Annotated in this window: 12 protein-coding genes; 6 read left to right on the top strand and 6 right to left on the bottom strand. The window is 39.3% G+C overall.

The genetic code is table 11. The features are described 5' to 3' along the window. Window positions 1-6: 6 nt before the first annotated feature. From IPI99_06540 to IPI99_06530, 3 genes are all read right to left on the bottom strand, one after another. Complete coding sequence (locus IPI99_06540; protein MBK7340169.1) at window positions 7-600, bottom strand: hypothetical protein; 594 nt, start codon at window positions 598-600, stop codon at window positions 7-9. Beyond that, entirely contained in the window at window positions 597-1,019 is a 423-nt protein-coding gene (locus tag IPI99_06535; protein ID MBK7340168.1) for a BrxA/BrxB family bacilliredoxin, read from the bottom strand. The genes IPI99_06540 and IPI99_06535 overlap by 4 nt, the downstream gene beginning before the upstream one ends. Window positions 1,020-1,274: 255 nt before the next feature. Further along, window positions 1,275-1,835: a hypothetical protein gene (locus IPI99_06530; GenBank protein MBK7340167.1), complete on the bottom strand. Its 561-nt coding sequence runs from the start codon at window positions 1,833-1,835 to the stop codon at window positions 1,275-1,277. Between the two features lie 382 nt (window positions 1,836-2,217). Here IPI99_06530 and IPI99_06525 point away from each other — a divergent pair, with 382 nt between their 5' ends. The 5 genes from IPI99_06525 to IPI99_06505 all read left to right on the top strand — a co-directional run bounded on the left by IPI99_06525 (window position 2,218) and on the right by IPI99_06505 (window position 8,840). Further along, window positions 2,218-3,522, top strand: coding sequence for a DUF5103 domain-containing protein (locus IPI99_06525; GenBank protein ID MBK7340166.1), 1,305 nt, complete (start codon window positions 2,218-2,220; stop codon window positions 3,520-3,522). A 148-nt stretch (window positions 3,523-3,670) separates the two neighbouring features. After that, entirely contained in the window at window positions 3,671-5,152 is a 1,482-nt protein-coding gene (locus IPI99_06520; protein MBK7340165.1) for a TolC family protein, read from the top strand. Window positions 5,153-5,172: 20 nt separating this feature from the next. Next, window positions 5,173-6,597 carry an efflux RND transporter periplasmic adaptor subunit gene (locus tag IPI99_06515; protein MBK7340164.1) on the top strand — a complete coding sequence of 475 codons (1,425 nt, stop codon included), beginning with the start codon at window positions 5,173-5,175 and terminating at the stop codon, window positions 6,595-6,597. 62 nt (window positions 6,598-6,659) lie between these two features. Further along, window positions 6,660-7,925, top strand: coding sequence for a bifunctional folylpolyglutamate synthase/dihydrofolate synthase (locus IPI99_06510; GenBank protein ID MBK7340163.1), 1,266 nt, complete (start codon window positions 6,660-6,662; stop codon window positions 7,923-7,925). Between the two features lie 360 nt (window positions 7,926-8,285). Beyond that, window positions 8,286-8,840: a UbiX family flavin prenyltransferase gene (locus tag IPI99_06505; protein ID MBK7340162.1), complete on the top strand. Its 555-nt coding sequence runs from the start codon at window positions 8,286-8,288 to the stop codon at window positions 8,838-8,840. A 2-nt stretch (window positions 8,841-8,842) separates the two neighbouring features. Here IPI99_06505 and IPI99_06500 read toward each other — a convergent pair whose 3' ends face one another. After that, complete coding sequence (locus IPI99_06500) at window positions 8,843-10,897, bottom strand: hypothetical protein (GenBank protein ID MBK7340161.1); 2,055 nt, start codon at window positions 10,895-10,897, stop codon at window positions 8,843-8,845. A gap of 164 nt (window positions 10,898-11,061) precedes the next feature. On the opposite strand from IPI99_06500, the gene lpxK reads away from it, so the two are divergent. Then, window positions 11,062-12,111, top strand: coding sequence for a tetraacyldisaccharide 4'-kinase (gene lpxK / locus IPI99_06495; protein MBK7340160.1), 1,050 nt, complete (start codon window positions 11,062-11,064; stop codon window positions 12,109-12,111). A gap of 134 nt (window positions 12,112-12,245) precedes the next feature. Here lpxK and IPI99_06490 read toward each other — a convergent pair whose 3' ends face one another. Continuing rightward, entirely contained in the window at window positions 12,246-13,868 is a 1,623-nt protein-coding gene (locus IPI99_06490) for a T9SS type A sorting domain-containing protein (GenBank protein MBK7340159.1), read from the bottom strand. Between the two features lie 53 nt (window positions 13,869-13,921). After that, window positions 13,922-14,662, bottom strand: coding sequence for a hypothetical protein (locus IPI99_06485; GenBank protein MBK7340158.1), 741 nt, complete (start codon window positions 14,660-14,662; stop codon window positions 13,922-13,924). Window positions 14,663-14,774: the final 112 nt, after the last annotated feature.

The following is a 14,774-nucleotide window of genomic DNA, read 5'->3' as shown; positions in this document are numbered from 1 at the left end:
TCGGGATTAAGCCAACTTTTTCAACAATACCAATTCGTCTTTCATCAACATCAAAAATTTCTGGATCTGAGATTTGGCTTCTTGAAGTACCCCTGAAGTCGTGGTGGAGTTTATTTCCTTCAATTGTGAAATTTGCTGTAACAAAGATTTTTGTTTTTTACTCAATTCTACAAAATCACCAATTTTCTCATTTTGTTTTTTAGCTTTTTCGATTTCTTCCTTGCTCAGGTTTTTAATCTGGCCATTGACATGTGGATTGTATCCTTGTGGAAGGTCAGCCATCTCAACTGAGTCTTGTGCATTCATCTTGTTGGGACGAATCAAATTACTTTTCTGCATCGTGCCTACTCTTGAACTGGTCTCTTTAATTTCCTTATCTATATACACCCTTACACGCTGCCAGATGACGTTCTGGTAATCAAGGTTAGAAGACTTGATCGCGCTATTAAATTCTTTTGCCAGCTTTTTGAATTCCTTGAGATCCTGCTTCTCTTTCTTCAGCTGTTCCTTGTCTATCATAGGCTTCAATTCAGCTCTCGTTACGCTAAGAAATGATGTAAAAGCCAATATTGCGCTGAGCGCCTGATTTATCTTTCTCATTGGGCGGTACAAAATTTTTCAAATGCTTTATTCAAATCAGCTGCAATCATATCTGCCGACCTTCCCTCTATGCTGTGTCTTTCGATCATGGTAACCAATTTGCCATCTTTAAACAGCGCCATAGCCGGTGAACTAGCAGGATAGGGCAACAAATATTCTCGTGCTCGTGAGGTAGCATCTGTATCTACACCTGCAAAGACAGTCACTAATTTCTCAGGTCTTGGGCCTTTTTCCAGAGCCACCCTGACAGCAGGGCGAGCATTCCGTGCGGCACACCCGCAAACCGAGTTGACTACTAATAGGCAGGTCCCCTGAGATTTATTGAGTTCCTGATCTACTTCAGGGACAGAATGTAAGCTTTTGAAACCCAGCTCCGTGAGTTCCTGTGTCATGGGACGAACAAGTTCTATTGGATACATAATTTTACGATTGAGCTATTGTAAACGCACAAACTTTAAAAAAAGTTTATTTCATGTGAATCAGTAGCATCCTGATCAAGGACCAATCAACTGGCCTGGTACCGAATAGCCCGATATGATCTACAACAGAGAAACAGATTACATTACATTTGTAGCAAGAATTACATTTTGAACTCCAATACTTGAATTGTATTGAGATCAATGTAATGGATCGAATCCTGTTGATTTCAATTTAATACAAATAGGATTCCGGAATCATTCATAAATCTTAAATACTGTGGTGTGGATCACACCATCTTCAAATAATACAACTTTTGGTGAGCTTAGATATTTTCGCTTGTCATTAGCATCCATTTCATAGTGAACTCGAAATCTTGCTTTGAGTTCCCCGGTTTCTTCATTGTAGCTTATTATTTTTAAAAAAGATTTTACTTTCTCATCCACCACAATTCTATAATTTTCTTCACCGCTGCACCCATGTTGATTCTGAATATGGTAATAGCCATCCTCCATAAAATTTATATTTTTAATATCTGATATACCTTTTTTGAATCTAGGTCTCATAAAAGATAACAGCCCCATTGTTTCGCCATCTCCAAATAAAATATAAAGATTCAAGGCATTGTAAGTTTCTTTCTCTCTGATTTGAGAAGTTGCAATAGGATACATCTTTACCTTTCTTTTATCTTTCAAAGCAGAAGCATAACCTATACTCGTGAAGTCATTGTACAGTTGCACAGTGTCAAATCTGCCTGAAAATACCAGATGATCCGCAGTCTTTAATGGATAAGGATTGCTGCTTTGCTTAGGACTCATTTTTTTTACCTGAGAATAACTCAACAGAGGTAAAATAATTAAACAAATAAAGAATAGTCTTCTCATATTTTTGGATGAATTGGTCGAAATAATAAACAATTTCAATTCAACAAATTTTTCATCGTATATAATCAGTAATGATAACAAATATTTTACTATTTATAAAAACTTCGTCATCCACTGAATATTTGGTGAAAAATCACAGGCCATCCAATCGGATTTGTTTTACAAATATAATACTTTTAATTACAATCTAAAAATTTTCATTCTCCGATTAAAAATGGTTCCCTGGAGGATCCCAGCTGCCATTTGCTCTATATCCACATCCTTCCTTATTATTCAGAAATCTTTTCAGGCAAAATGACGTTTACATAGTTAAATCATGAAAAGCCGATCAGATAGCAATCCATACATGTTATTTTTTCAACAAACTCTGCGCCTGTATTTGAGTTTATGCCTATGCTTGTTTATCTGGAATGGTCGTTTGTTTGCTCAGGAATTCGTCCCCAAAGACACCATCTATGATTCAAAAGTATATACAGTTCAGCTCTTTCACAATTCCGATAGTATCGTTGCACCTGTGCTCTATCTCAAAAGCAACCAAAGTCTAAGTCTGCAGTTCGATCTCCTTGAATCACAGGGACGCAGACTTTATTATTCAATCTATCATTTCAACTCTGACTGGACCCCTTCAGACCTGGAATTACCAGAATATATGGAGGGTTTTGATAGAGCTGATATCACCGACTATTCTACCTCTCTGCGGACTCTTTACCCATATACTCATTATTCTCTCAGTTTGCCGAATTCTAACTGTAGATTTTTAGTGTCAGGAAATTATATCGTACTAGTTTATGAAGAAGACAACACTCTGCTTCTGAGCAGACGTTTTTTTATTACAGACCAGAGCTTTTCCGTCAAATACAGAATTGAAACCCCTTATCGTCCTGCAGAGGTGCACTCCCATCAAGAATTCACTTTTGAAGTGCAAGCCATTCATTCTGAAAAACACATAGCTACGAATGAAGTTACCCTCCAAGTATGGCAAAACCAGAATCCCTATTCTCTGATAAGCAGCAATGATCCCAACAGTAGCCTCGATAACATATTCCGCTTTGATAAAAGGTCAGTGTTTAGCTTTCCCGGCCTGAAAGAGTTCAGGCAAAAAGATATCAGGACAGTGGTCTCAAAAACTAGAGACATCGTCACTTGGGACGAAAAGGGTGGGGACTATCACGCATACTTGACGACTGACTTTAGTAGAGCTTACAAGCCTTTCGTAAGCGATTTTGACTTTAATGGCAAATATGTCATCACCGGAATTTCTGACCAAAATAAGAACACATCTGCCGAATACTTTAAAGCCCACTTCCGGTTGGAGGTTCCAGAGGTCGATAAAGCTGTTTATATCGTAGGCGCATTGACTGATTGGCAATTGAAGCCCGAATTTAAAATGCAATACGACCAATCCGACCAATCCTACAAAGCCTCAGTATTGCTAAAAACCGGTATTTATAATTTTTTCTATGCTGTCCCGGATGAGCGCGGACTGCCTGATTTTTCTGAACTGGAAGGCAACTCACAAGAAACCGAAAATGAATATTATATGGGAGTGTATTATCGACCATTTGGTGCCCGATACGATCAATTGAAATATTTCAAGCAGTTTTTTTCTTACAACAAATAATATACAAGGTCCTGTCTGGCATTTATAGACCGATTTTTCTGTAAATTCATCCGCCAAATCCGCCTTTTCTTCGAATAATTGTGCTCAGAGCAAACCAGATCATTTAATATTGCATTAGAAATGAAAGCAAAAATTCAAGTCCATGCGCATGTTACATCAGATTAAAAACAAGGCAGTGAGAATAACGCTTGTTGCCCCATCTTTGAATTTTGCTGCAATCGCTGCACTCTTCCTCCTTTGGGCAACGCATTTCAAGCTGCAAGCTCAAGAAACGTGGTCGCTTCGAAAATGTATCGACATCGCTGTAGAAAATAATTTGAGCCTGAAATCTCAACAACTCAGACTTGAGCAAGCCAAAATTCAATTGAGTGATCAAAAATCTCTCATGACCCCGCAGCTCTCAGGTTTTGCGAATGGTGGGATTAATTTTGGTAGAAATATCGATCCCAGTTCCAATGACTATATCACCCAAAATATCATTTCAGGAAACTATGGTTTGAATGCAAGTATCACTTTATTTCAGGGTGGATATATTCGCAATTCAATCCGGCAGGCAAAGCAACTTTATGATGCAGAAAATCTGGATTATCAACAGGCAGAGCTTGACCTGTCACTTCAGGTAGCAGCATATTATCTAAATGTGCTGTTGACTGATGAAAGCATAGACATTGCATCAGAAAACCTCCTTGCCTCCAACAGGCAACTAGAACAGGTCAACAGTCTTATCAAGGCCGGTTCAAAACCGGAACTGGATGGATTGGAATTGCAAACCCAGGTGGCAAGATCTGAGCAGCAACTTGTCACAGCTGAGAATAATTTTGATCTTGCCTGGCTCAAACTTAGACAGGCGCTCAGAGTTCCAGAATCTACCCTCTTTGAGCTTGAAAAACTGAGTGATGCTCAGCTGAATACAATAGTCATAGAAACCTATGAACCCGGCTTTTTGTATGATATTTCTGTCGAAAATCAACCCGGGCTGAAAGCTGCAAAGCTCCAGTTGGAAGCAGCCAATATAGGTGAGAAAATCTCGCGCTCACTTTATTTTCCATCTGTAGGAATTGGAGCCAATTTAGGATCAAACTATTCGAATGCAGCAAAAGAAATCAGCGGGTACACGATCAAAAAGACAATTGTCCCCGGTATCTACATCGATGGACGCCAGGTAATATTCGAACAAGAATCTCCGGTCGTCGATGGTTTGAGATCCATCCCGTTCAGAAGACAGTTCGATTTGTTTCTAGGCTATGGTTTAGGTTTAAATATCCAAATACCAATCCTCAGCCAAAACCGGACAAGAAATTCTGTAGCCAGGGCAAAGATCAATAGCAGGCAGCAGCAAATCAATCTGGAATCAAAAAAACTAGCCTTGAGTCAGGATATCCATACGGCCTCCAGCAACCTCAAAGCAGCTGAAAAAGAATACCAAGCTGCCGACAAAACCTACCAGGCGAGTAAAATCACTGCAGAGAAGCTTGAAAAAAAATTCTCTATCGGAGCAGCTACCACATATGAATTGGATGCTATCCGAACCAATTTACTCAACTCACGTGTCAGCCTCTTGATTTCAAAATACGACCTGCTTTTCAAGCAAAAAGTGTTGGATTATTATGCAGGAAAGAAAATCAACTAAAAGTTCTCCATTTTAAGTTTATGAATCGTCAACTCAGTCCAAAAAAATCAAAAAAATGGTGGTGGATCATCGGCATTTCACTTGCCCTGGTCCTTATCATTGCCGCTATCATCAAAGGTAAGTCAAGGCCGAAGGGTACGGAGGTTTACCTGGAGAAAGTAACAAGCAGAGACATTATAGAAACTGTTTCTGCCAGTGGTAAAATCTATCCGGAAAAAGAAATCAAGATATCATCAGACGTTTCAGGTGAAGTCGTCGAATTGTATGTCAAAGAAGGTGATTCTGTCAAGGCAGGACAAATACTGGCTCGTGTCAATCCGGATATGTACCAATCTGCAGTGGAACGGTCTACGGCCGGTGTCAGTGTAGCCAGGTCTCAGGCAGGAGCCTCCCAATCCAACGTTGAGACTGCCCGTGCGAATCGGGATCAGGTGAAAGCACAGTACGAGAATGCTGTCAAGAGCTACCGTAGAAATCTCAGTTTGTTCAAAGAGGGTATTATCTCTCAGATGGACCTGGATGCCTCTGAGACAGCTATGAAAAATTTGGAGTCCAACCTGAGAGCAGCAGAAAATTCTATCAAAGCAAGCCAAAATCAAGCACAGTCCGCAGGATTTCAGGTACGTGATGCGGAGGCTGTACTCAAAGAACAAAAAACTAACCTGGGCAGAACTACTCTAAAAGCTCCTGCTGATGGAATCGTTTCCAAACTCAATGTTGAAAAGGGCGAACGAGTCGTAGGTACTATCCAAATGAGTGGAACAGAAATCATGCGCATAGCTGATTTAGGAGCTATGGAAGTTCAGGTTGAAGTCAGTGAAAATGACATCGTACGTGTAAAAACAGGACAGACGGCAGACATTGAAGTAGATGCTTACCAAAATAAAAAATTCAAGGGAACAGTCACTGAAGTTGCCAACAGTGCTTCCAATCTTGGTGTTGCGAATGCACTATCTACAGATCAGGTAACGAAGTTTGTAGTAAAAATCAGAATAGACAAAGAATCTTACAAAAACCTGGTCGACTCCAAAAACGGCTCTCCTTTTAAGCCGGGCATGACTGCTACGGTTGACATTATCACGAATCAGGTAAAATCGGTATTGTCAGTACCGATTACTGCTGTAACAGCGTATGATCTCCGAGAAGAAGAAAAGAAAAAGAGGGAAAAATTGGGAAATAATTCCAACGAAATCGGCTCAACGGATCAACCAGTGCATGAAAGTGAATTTATGGAAGCCGTTTTTTTACAAAAGGGAGACACTTGTGCCAGAATAGACGTCACCACAGGGATTCAGGATGAAAACTTTATTGAAATCAAATCCGGCCTAAAACCTGAAGATATTGTCGTGATTGGGCCGTATTCGGCTATCGCGAAATCGCTCAAGAATGGGGATAGAATCAAAGAGAAAAAAGAAGAAAGCAAGAAAAAAACCGGTTCGGAGTAGTCCAAAACTCATCTCCAATTTTTATGGAGCCAATCAAATCCTATGCAAAGGCTTTAGAACTGATGTATCAGCAACTGCCGATGTTCCATCGTATTGGAACCGCGGCTTACAAAAAAGATTTGACCAACACGCTTGCACTTTGTTCTGCCAATGACCAGCCCCATTTAAAATTTCCTACGGTACACATTGCAGGGACAAATGGAAAGGGTTCTGTCAGCCACCTCATTGCTGCTTTGCTCCAGTCACATGGATATAAAACCGGATTATATATCTCTCCACATTACAGGGATTTTAGGGAACGTATTAAAATCAATGGCGAATATATTCCCCAAAGGAGAGTTATCGACTTTCTCCAGCGAAACCGTGAAGTTATGGCAGAAATACAACCTTCATTTTTTGAATTGTCTGTAGTGATGGCATTTGATCATTTCGCAAAAGAGAATATTGATATCGCTGTCATCGAAACGGGATTGGGCGGCAGACTCGACTCAACAAATGTCATACTACCATTGCTCAGCATCATCACCAATATTAGCAAAGATCATACGGACATTTTAGGTGAATCTTTACAACTCATTGCTGCCGAAAAAGCGGGTATCATCAAAAACAAAACTCCTGTATTGATAGGCCGAAAGCAAGAGGAGACGCAAAGGGTTTTTGAGGAAGTGGCAGCATCACGGGAAGCTCAACTTTATTACGCAGAAGAAATGTTAGAGCACAATTTTCTTCGGTCTGCCACATCAGAATTCAGGTCTCTGATTCATATGAAAAAACCGAACCTGGATATCGAACTCGTACCTGACTTACAGGGGATTTATCAACAGGAAAATATCAGAACTGCTATTGCCGCATATGCCTTGCTACACCAAAATCAGAATTATAAATTTTCTCCTGCCAAAGTCAGATTTGCTCTGGAGAACTGCGTCTCCCTAACGAAAATCATGGGAAGATTCCACTGGTTGAGCAAGCATCATCCTCGTGTATTATGTGAAAGTGCACATAATGAGGATGGGATACGTTTGACCTTCGAACAAATAGCCAAAATATCCTTTCGAAAGTTGCACATTGTGTGCGGATTTGTCAAAGATAAATCACTTGATCATTTATGGAATTACTTTCCTAAAGATGCACAGTATTATTTCTGTAAAGCAAATATTCCTCGTGGTTTAGATGCAGCAGAATTACAACAACAAGCCTCGGGCCATGGCTTGGAAGGGAGATCATATTCCAGCGTCCGTAAAGCATTGCAATATGCTAAACTTTCTTCAAAAAAAGACGATTTAATTCTGGTAACAGGGAGTATATTCGTTGTAGCGGAAGTGATTTAACCCAAATTTTACAGTTTCTCTTTCTTCCTTCAAGTTGGTCAAAATGAAATTTATCCCGGATTCTACAATTGAAAATCTATTACGAAACGAATTGACTGCAAAATCTGGGTTTTTGAAAACTCAAGATTACTCACTTGAGAGTGACTGCTATGCCGGGCAAAGTTTTGTTCAGTTCACTCGGTTTTCACATCGCCGTCCATCCGGTCACATTAAAATTCTTTTATTTATTTTCCGATTTAATTCTCATTTTGGTACCCAAAACCAAATCTCCGATTAAAATAAGTTGTATCACTCGACATATCTTAACTGCAAAAAATAGCTTTAGTGATCATTGTACATATTAATTTGTTTTGAGAGTTGATGAAGAATAAAATAGTGGTTGGCATTTCAGGTTCAAGTGGCTCAATTTATGCCAGAGTGTTGCTTCAAAAGCTTGCTACATTGGAAAATGTAGCGGTTTCGGTCATTTTTTCCAAAAACGGCCTAGTCAACTGGGAACTGGAAAATACCGGTGTTGATCCTCAGAGTTTTGGATTTCATATTGCGGACAGAAATGACTTTTTTGAGGGATCTGCTTCCGGCTCTTCCGACTATTCAGCCATGATTGTTTGTCCTTGCAGCGCAGGTTTTCTGGCTAAAGCCGCCCAAGGGCTATCCGATGATCTCATGAGTCGGACAGCAGATGTGATGCTGAAAGAACGGCGAAAACTTATCCTGATACTGCGTGAAACACCTTTTAGTTTGATCCATATCGAAAATATGAAACAACTTACCTTGGCCGGTGCTATAATCTGTCCTGCAATTCCTTCATTCTATAGTAAGCCACAGAGCATGGATGATCTGGCTAGTACCGTCACAGATCGAGCACTCCATCTTGCCGGAATAAACATCCAATCATTCAGATGGGGTCAATAAAATCAAGGGTAAACGATTCTCTGTATGTGGGAACGAGCTCCACAAACAAATTCCAAGAAATACATACCTGAATTCATTTCCGGAAGCTCCGCCTCAAAAGAAACCCTATTCTGCATTTCGGAAAGACCGCAATAATTCATTTCCATCAGCTTTGCACCATGTAAATTGTACAGTCTTAGTTTTTTGATTTCAGACAAATTAATTTTACCGTTGCAAACTAATTTTCCATCTAAAATTTTACAGCTAAGTACATTTGATTTGTCAGCTATTTCCGAATCCGTTGTCTGATCCAACTTTCCATTTATTGTTATCACGCTAAAAGGTTTCATGGAGAAGGTCAAATCTCCATTAGTAGGAATTAATCCAAAAGTATCCAACAACTTTCCGCAATCACTGGAAATGAATCGGAATCTCCCTTTCAAAGGTATTGAACCTTGTCGCCGAACGATCACAGCTTGGTTGACAGTCGATGTATTAATGAGTACTGATGTCCAGTTGAGATTCTGTGGGTCAACGAAGGAACTAGCCACTACCTGTGTACTATTAGAGTTCATTTCTGTTCTTTGATATCCAGGGCGGATCCACTTGCAAAAATGTTTGAATGCAGCATATTTGGGACTGTTCTCTCCCAAAGCAACAGTGGTCAGAGATTGATCACCTACATTTGCGGTTCCTGCTTCTTCAGTAAAATTCCAATACAACCAAGCGCTCTGCATTCCAACAGTGAGCGCCTGGTGCAACTTCAATGCTATACTCCACCCACCGTTAGAAGGAAAACCGGATACAGGAGCAAGCCATTCTGAATTTTCTCCGGAAGTCTCTGTCATCCAGGACTTTTTGCCATAGCTTGACACGCCTTTTACTTGATTGGGAAGCCCGGGTGCAGGTCTTGTATTCCAACCATTGTACCACCAATTCCATAGGCTGGAATTCGCTCCGGAAGAGCTAACTCCATTGTTGTCATATCCATGCACGCAATAAAAACTGACGGCCCTTGAAGCTGCTGAATCAGATTCGATTGCCTGAATATACTGTAAGTTTTTATGAACAGGCCCGCCATACTCCCACATGCCATAAGCATCACCACCCAACAGATCTTCAGGTCCCATGATTTGAATATCTTTCAACTCGGGGTGCTTGTCAAATTCAATGCGGACTGCTTTAACCGCCTTGACATACTGAGATGCAAGCGGATAGGTTGCACTATTGTAAAACTGTTCGAAATTGAGTTCATTTTGAATACTGATTGCGGCGAGTTTGATCTGGTGAAATCTTTGAAAACCAAGAATGTATGCTGCTGTGCTCCTCACAAATTGAGTAAGCGAAGAAGTTGGCCCCGTACCACCCTGTGATTTGTCATCAAATACTGCAAGCGCAGTCTCTGACAAATCTAATTTTCCCCCGGCAAAATTGCCACCCCAGATAAAAGGCCAGGCTTGATTGGCAACCGGGCCGGGCCACCAGTTGTCTCCATATCGATTTCCCGAACTTTGTTTCACCCACGGCACCGGAGACCATAACGATCCGATCAGCCTGAACGATTCACCTGCTTTAGACCGCTGCAAACCTGCTGCAATAGCACCATCAGGAGAATAAACGAAGTAAGTGAGGTTTTTTTCTATGTCAGGGCCCATGACCGCTATGGGTGCCGATCTCCCGCCAAAAAGCCTGCTGTAGTCTGCCGGACCTGTATAAGTGCGGACGCGATTATTCTCAGGCCCGTTTGGGTTAGACTGATCTTCCAGATTAAAAACACTGCGCACCTGACTGCCCATGAACCAGGGACTATAATAACTCAAATCCGAATAAGGACTTTTCAACCTTGGAGTAAGATCCACTCGGTACATGCTTGCCCCAAGTTTGTCAAAAAAGAGCTGCTGCCAAGCAGTGGTATTCACCTGTAAGCTCGACTCATGTGCTCCAAATCCGTCAATTGTCTGAAATCGTCTGTCTGAATTGACAGTAATCAATGTAGTCTGTGCAAAAATATAATCATCAGTGTACGGAACCAATAACATTAACGAAACGATCTTCAGGCAAAAGCGAATTGATATCATATATTTTGGAATTAGACAGACAAAGAAAACAATTTTCAGCTTTATTTGTCACTGTATGTCTTAATCATACTGATAATTGTAATAGAATATTTACTGATCTCCGAAAGTTTGACTCGTTACAAAGAAACATTAAATTGGGTAGAAAGAAAATAAAATAGACCAAGTTGAATAAGATTCTCGCTTTACTTCTCTCTCCTGTCGCATTCCTGTACGGTTTAGGCGTAAGTATCCATCAAGGACTTTATTTCAATGGTTTTCTAAAATCGACTTCTTTCAGCATTCCTGTCATTTCGGTCGGAAATTTATCTGTTGGTGGCACGGGCAAATCTCCACATATTGAATACTTGTTGAGATTTCTCCGGCAGTATTTATATCCCGGGGTGATCAGCCGAGGATACAAGCGTAAAACCGACGGATTTAGATTGGTCACTGTAGTCGATTCTCCGGAGCTTTCCGGAGACGAAGCCCTACAGATCAAAAGAAAATTTCCGGAGATACCGGTAGCAGTTTCTGAAAGTCGCGGTCTTGGTATCCCTTTATTTCTGGCAAAACACCCGGAAATCCAAACCATTTTGATGGATGATGGATATCAGCATTTGCAGGTTAAACCCGGCATGAATATTCTGCTGACAGAATACGCAAATCCCTATTTTAAGGATTACTTGTTGCCCTCAGGTCGATTGAGAGAATGGAGGTATGGCTCGCAAAGAGCGGATGCAATCATAGTCACAAAATGTCCACATCAACCGGATGAACAGGAAAAAAAAGCTTGGGCCAAGCGATTAAAATTAACTGAGCATCAAGCTCTCTTTTTTTCAGAAATGACGTATGGCGATCCATACTCATTATTCAACCCTTCCCGAATTTTCAAGCTCAACGATGGCTTGCATGTCGTTTTACTTTCTGCCATTGCACAATCAGATTATATCACTGACTTTTTAAAAGACCAGGTGTCTGCAGTCACAGAGTTCCCTTTTGAGGATCATCATTTTTTTACAGAAGAAGAAATAGACACAGTAATCAAAAAATATCAAACCATTAGTCATTTCAACAAACTTATACTCACTACTGAAAAAGATGCGGTCCGACTAGAAAAATTTAAAGAAAAACTTGAAGGAGTTGAAATTTTTATTTTGCCGATGAAGATCCATTTTTTTGAAGAAGATAAATTTCTTGCTTACTTGAAAAATTTTCTATTGGAATTCAAGATATGATTCATTTGTCTTTTAGACAAAATACATCATCCCTATTACTTGTACACAACTCGCAGCTTCAATTTACATCGCATCGAAAATTGCCTAAATAAGAAGCATGGAAGTAAGCATTGATAAGCTTGATGAAAGAAAATTCAATCACTTTGCTTAAATATTTTGCAAACTTTAACTTCCTGATTTTTCTGATCCATTACTTTCAATAAATAAAGTCCATCAGGCAAATAATTTATTTCAATTTTGCATTCACCTAAACACTCTTTATTCATTACCTGACGACCCTGAATATCTAATAATGTCAACTCTCCTATAATTGAATCTTCCAGATAAAAATCGCCCCTTCCGGGATTAGGATACACTCGAAGTCTCTTTGCCACTTTTTCATCAAATACTCCAGTCTTCAAACCAATATGCTCGCCACTAATCTTACAAAAATAAGGCCACCCTCCATACTCTAAAGGCTTGTAACCTGAAAAACTGGAATCTACAAGAACCATAAAACTTAACAACGCATCATTGCTTGGTGTTACATTCACTCGCACAGGAATATACATATAGATATGCGACCCTTCATTAAATAGAGAACCTACCTTTTTGAAGTTTCCAAATTTATCCTCTAAGTATATAAATACATTTTTTTCATTCAAAAATTGAACTACATGCAACACACCTTCTGCTAGATCTGTTGAAACAATTTTACTCAAATATTTACCATCAATTTGCAGATTTCTTTGGTCCTTGATCAAATTCCCATTAAAATCTAAATAAATATAACCAGGTACACCATCACGCTGTAATGCATTTGTAGTTGAAGACTGCACTTTCATACGAATACTATTACCAGAAATAACTGCATTTCCGCCATAGTAACCAAATGTAGAGTCTTCGCCTCCTATTATTTTAGTGATATCGAAGAGCTCAGTAGGTTGTCCATCAATATTTACTTTCCACATAAAATGTCTCCAAGACAAATTGGATTTTATTTGCGTGCTACCAAAGTGTATAAAACTATCTTTTCCTATGCAAAGTGGTCCACAAAAAACCATGAGATTATTTGCCGGTATGTCAAAATAAACAGCCTTGGTACTATCCATTAACTGTGAGCTTAAATCAGACTTGAGTTGATAAGGTCTTACATATGCTTTGGCAATGGTATCAAAAGGAGGACGGATAAGTTGAAAATAATAAAACCAACGATCATCACCATTTTTATGCCAAGTATTTGGGTTAGTATATCCGAACAAATTTTTAAAATCTACGCTATACTCATGCTTCACCGTACTTCCTGTAATTGTAGATACTTGCCTTCGAGAAGGAAATCCATTCAGGTGGATCTTCCTACCGGATCCATTGACTGTATCAATTCCCAAATAACCATACAAATGAATAATAGTATCTTCTACATAAAACTCAGGAAAATAATTATATCCATTGTTTCCAACTTCCCCTAATGCACTGTACTCTCGTTGCCAGATTGTATCACCAGTTGATAAGTCATATTTTATCAAAGTAGATCCTTCATCATAATTTCCCAATTCAACAGGATTTGTCAACAAAATATACATATAATCATTTGTTAAAATAGGAGCATTCCTTTGCAAAAACAATTCAAAGCTTTTATTGCTATAATACAATTGGTTTGGCCTCTTAGCCCATTCAACAGGAGTACCTGAGAATTGCCACACAGGAGCAGCAATTTGTGATGTAACTGCTTGGAAATACAAACAATTTAAAAGCAAATAAGCGAGTAATTTTTTCATAATATATATTTAAAATTTTCGGGAACAATGCTGTTCCCGATAATAATTATTGATTATAGATTTCCACAAGTAACTGCGCAAGGGCCGCTATATATTGTGTTGTATGGGCATTGGAGTTGGGCACCATAAGAAAAACAATTAGTTGGGTTTGCAGGACTGGATGGCAAAACCGTTGTTACAGGGCTCTGTGTGATAGGATCTATACAGACCTCAATCAGTGTTTCACAACATCCTTCTCCACAATAAATTGTAATCGCTCTATAAGTATAACCTCCATCAGGTTTAGGAACTCTGACTATGCACCTTTTACTGCATGCAGCATTGGTGAATGATGCTAAAAAACTTTGATTTACACCACATATAGTATTATAAGAAAATCCTATTATTGTAGCAATTTCAACCATCAATTTTTTCTCAAATTTGTAAATCCATAAAGTAATATTGCCCTGGGCATTGGCCACACTGTCTATATCCTGATCCCATTCATCACAAAAAGGATCTGACCAGTATTTTAACAATTTCACATCTGCTTCAAAGGAATTGGGACAAAATTTTGCCGAATACTCTACCTTAAAAACACAGTTCGGATATTCAGGCAATATAATATCCAAAGTATCCAGAAGCCAAACTTGATTCTCACAAATACCTTGTGCCTGACTACAAGGATTCTCAATGGTCTGCAATGATAAGGCGGATACTTCCGGATCATCTTGTGACATCTCGTGCTTGCAGGAAATGATTGCCATCATACAGATAGCTATCAGCACAGTTTCCAATAAAAATAAAAGTCTCATAAAAAAAGTTTTAAAAGTTAAAAAAATTAAACCGCATTTTCACAAGAAAAACCATATTTTCGCAGTCTATTGTTGCGAATAGTTGGCCTGCGTTACTTATTTCGATAAGTGG

Source organism: Saprospiraceae bacterium (assembly GCA_016710235.1).
Taxonomy (GTDB): Bacteria; Bacteroidota; Bacteroidia; order Chitinophagales; family Saprospiraceae; genus Vicinibacter.
This window is presented reverse-complemented; position numbering and strand designations above follow the sequence as displayed.

Excerpts from the sequence above, each read along its gene's own strand:
- IPI99_06540 (MBK7340169.1), bottom strand. The coding sequence starts at position 600 with ATGAGAAAGATAAATCAGGCGCTCAGCGCAATATTGGCTTTTACATCA.
- IPI99_06505 (MBK7340162.1), top strand. The coding sequence starts at position 8,286 with ATGAAGAATAAAATAGTGGTTGGCATTTCAGGTTCAAGTGGCTCAATT.
- IPI99_06535 (MBK7340168.1), bottom strand. The coding sequence starts at position 1,019 with ATGTATCCAATAGAACTTGTTCGTCCCATGACACAGGAACTCACGGAG.
- IPI99_06525 (MBK7340166.1), top strand. The coding sequence starts at position 2,218 with ATGAAAAGCCGATCAGATAGCAATCCATACATGTTATTTTTTCAACAA.
- IPI99_06520 (MBK7340165.1), top strand. The coding sequence starts at position 3,671 with ATGTTACATCAGATTAAAAACAAGGCAGTGAGAATAACGCTTGTTGCC.
- IPI99_06500 (MBK7340161.1), bottom strand. The coding sequence starts at position 10,897 with ATGATATCAATTCGCTTTTGCCTGAAGATCGTTTCGTTAATGTTATTG.
- IPI99_06490 (MBK7340159.1), bottom strand. The coding sequence starts at position 13,868 with ATGAAAAAATTACTCGCTTATTTGCTTTTAAATTGTTTGTATTTCCAA.
- IPI99_06515 (MBK7340164.1), top strand. The coding sequence starts at position 5,173 with ATGAATCGTCAACTCAGTCCAAAAAAATCAAAAAAATGGTGGTGGATC.
- IPI99_06485 (MBK7340158.1), bottom strand. The coding sequence starts at position 14,662 with ATGAGACTTTTATTTTTATTGGAAACTGTGCTGATAGCTATCTGTATG.
- IPI99_06530 (MBK7340167.1), bottom strand. The coding sequence starts at position 1,835 with ATGAGTCCTAAGCAAAGCAGCAATCCTTATCCATTAAAGACTGCGGAT.
- IPI99_06510 (MBK7340163.1), top strand. The coding sequence starts at position 6,660 with ATGTATCAGCAACTGCCGATGTTCCATCGTATTGGAACCGCGGCTTAC.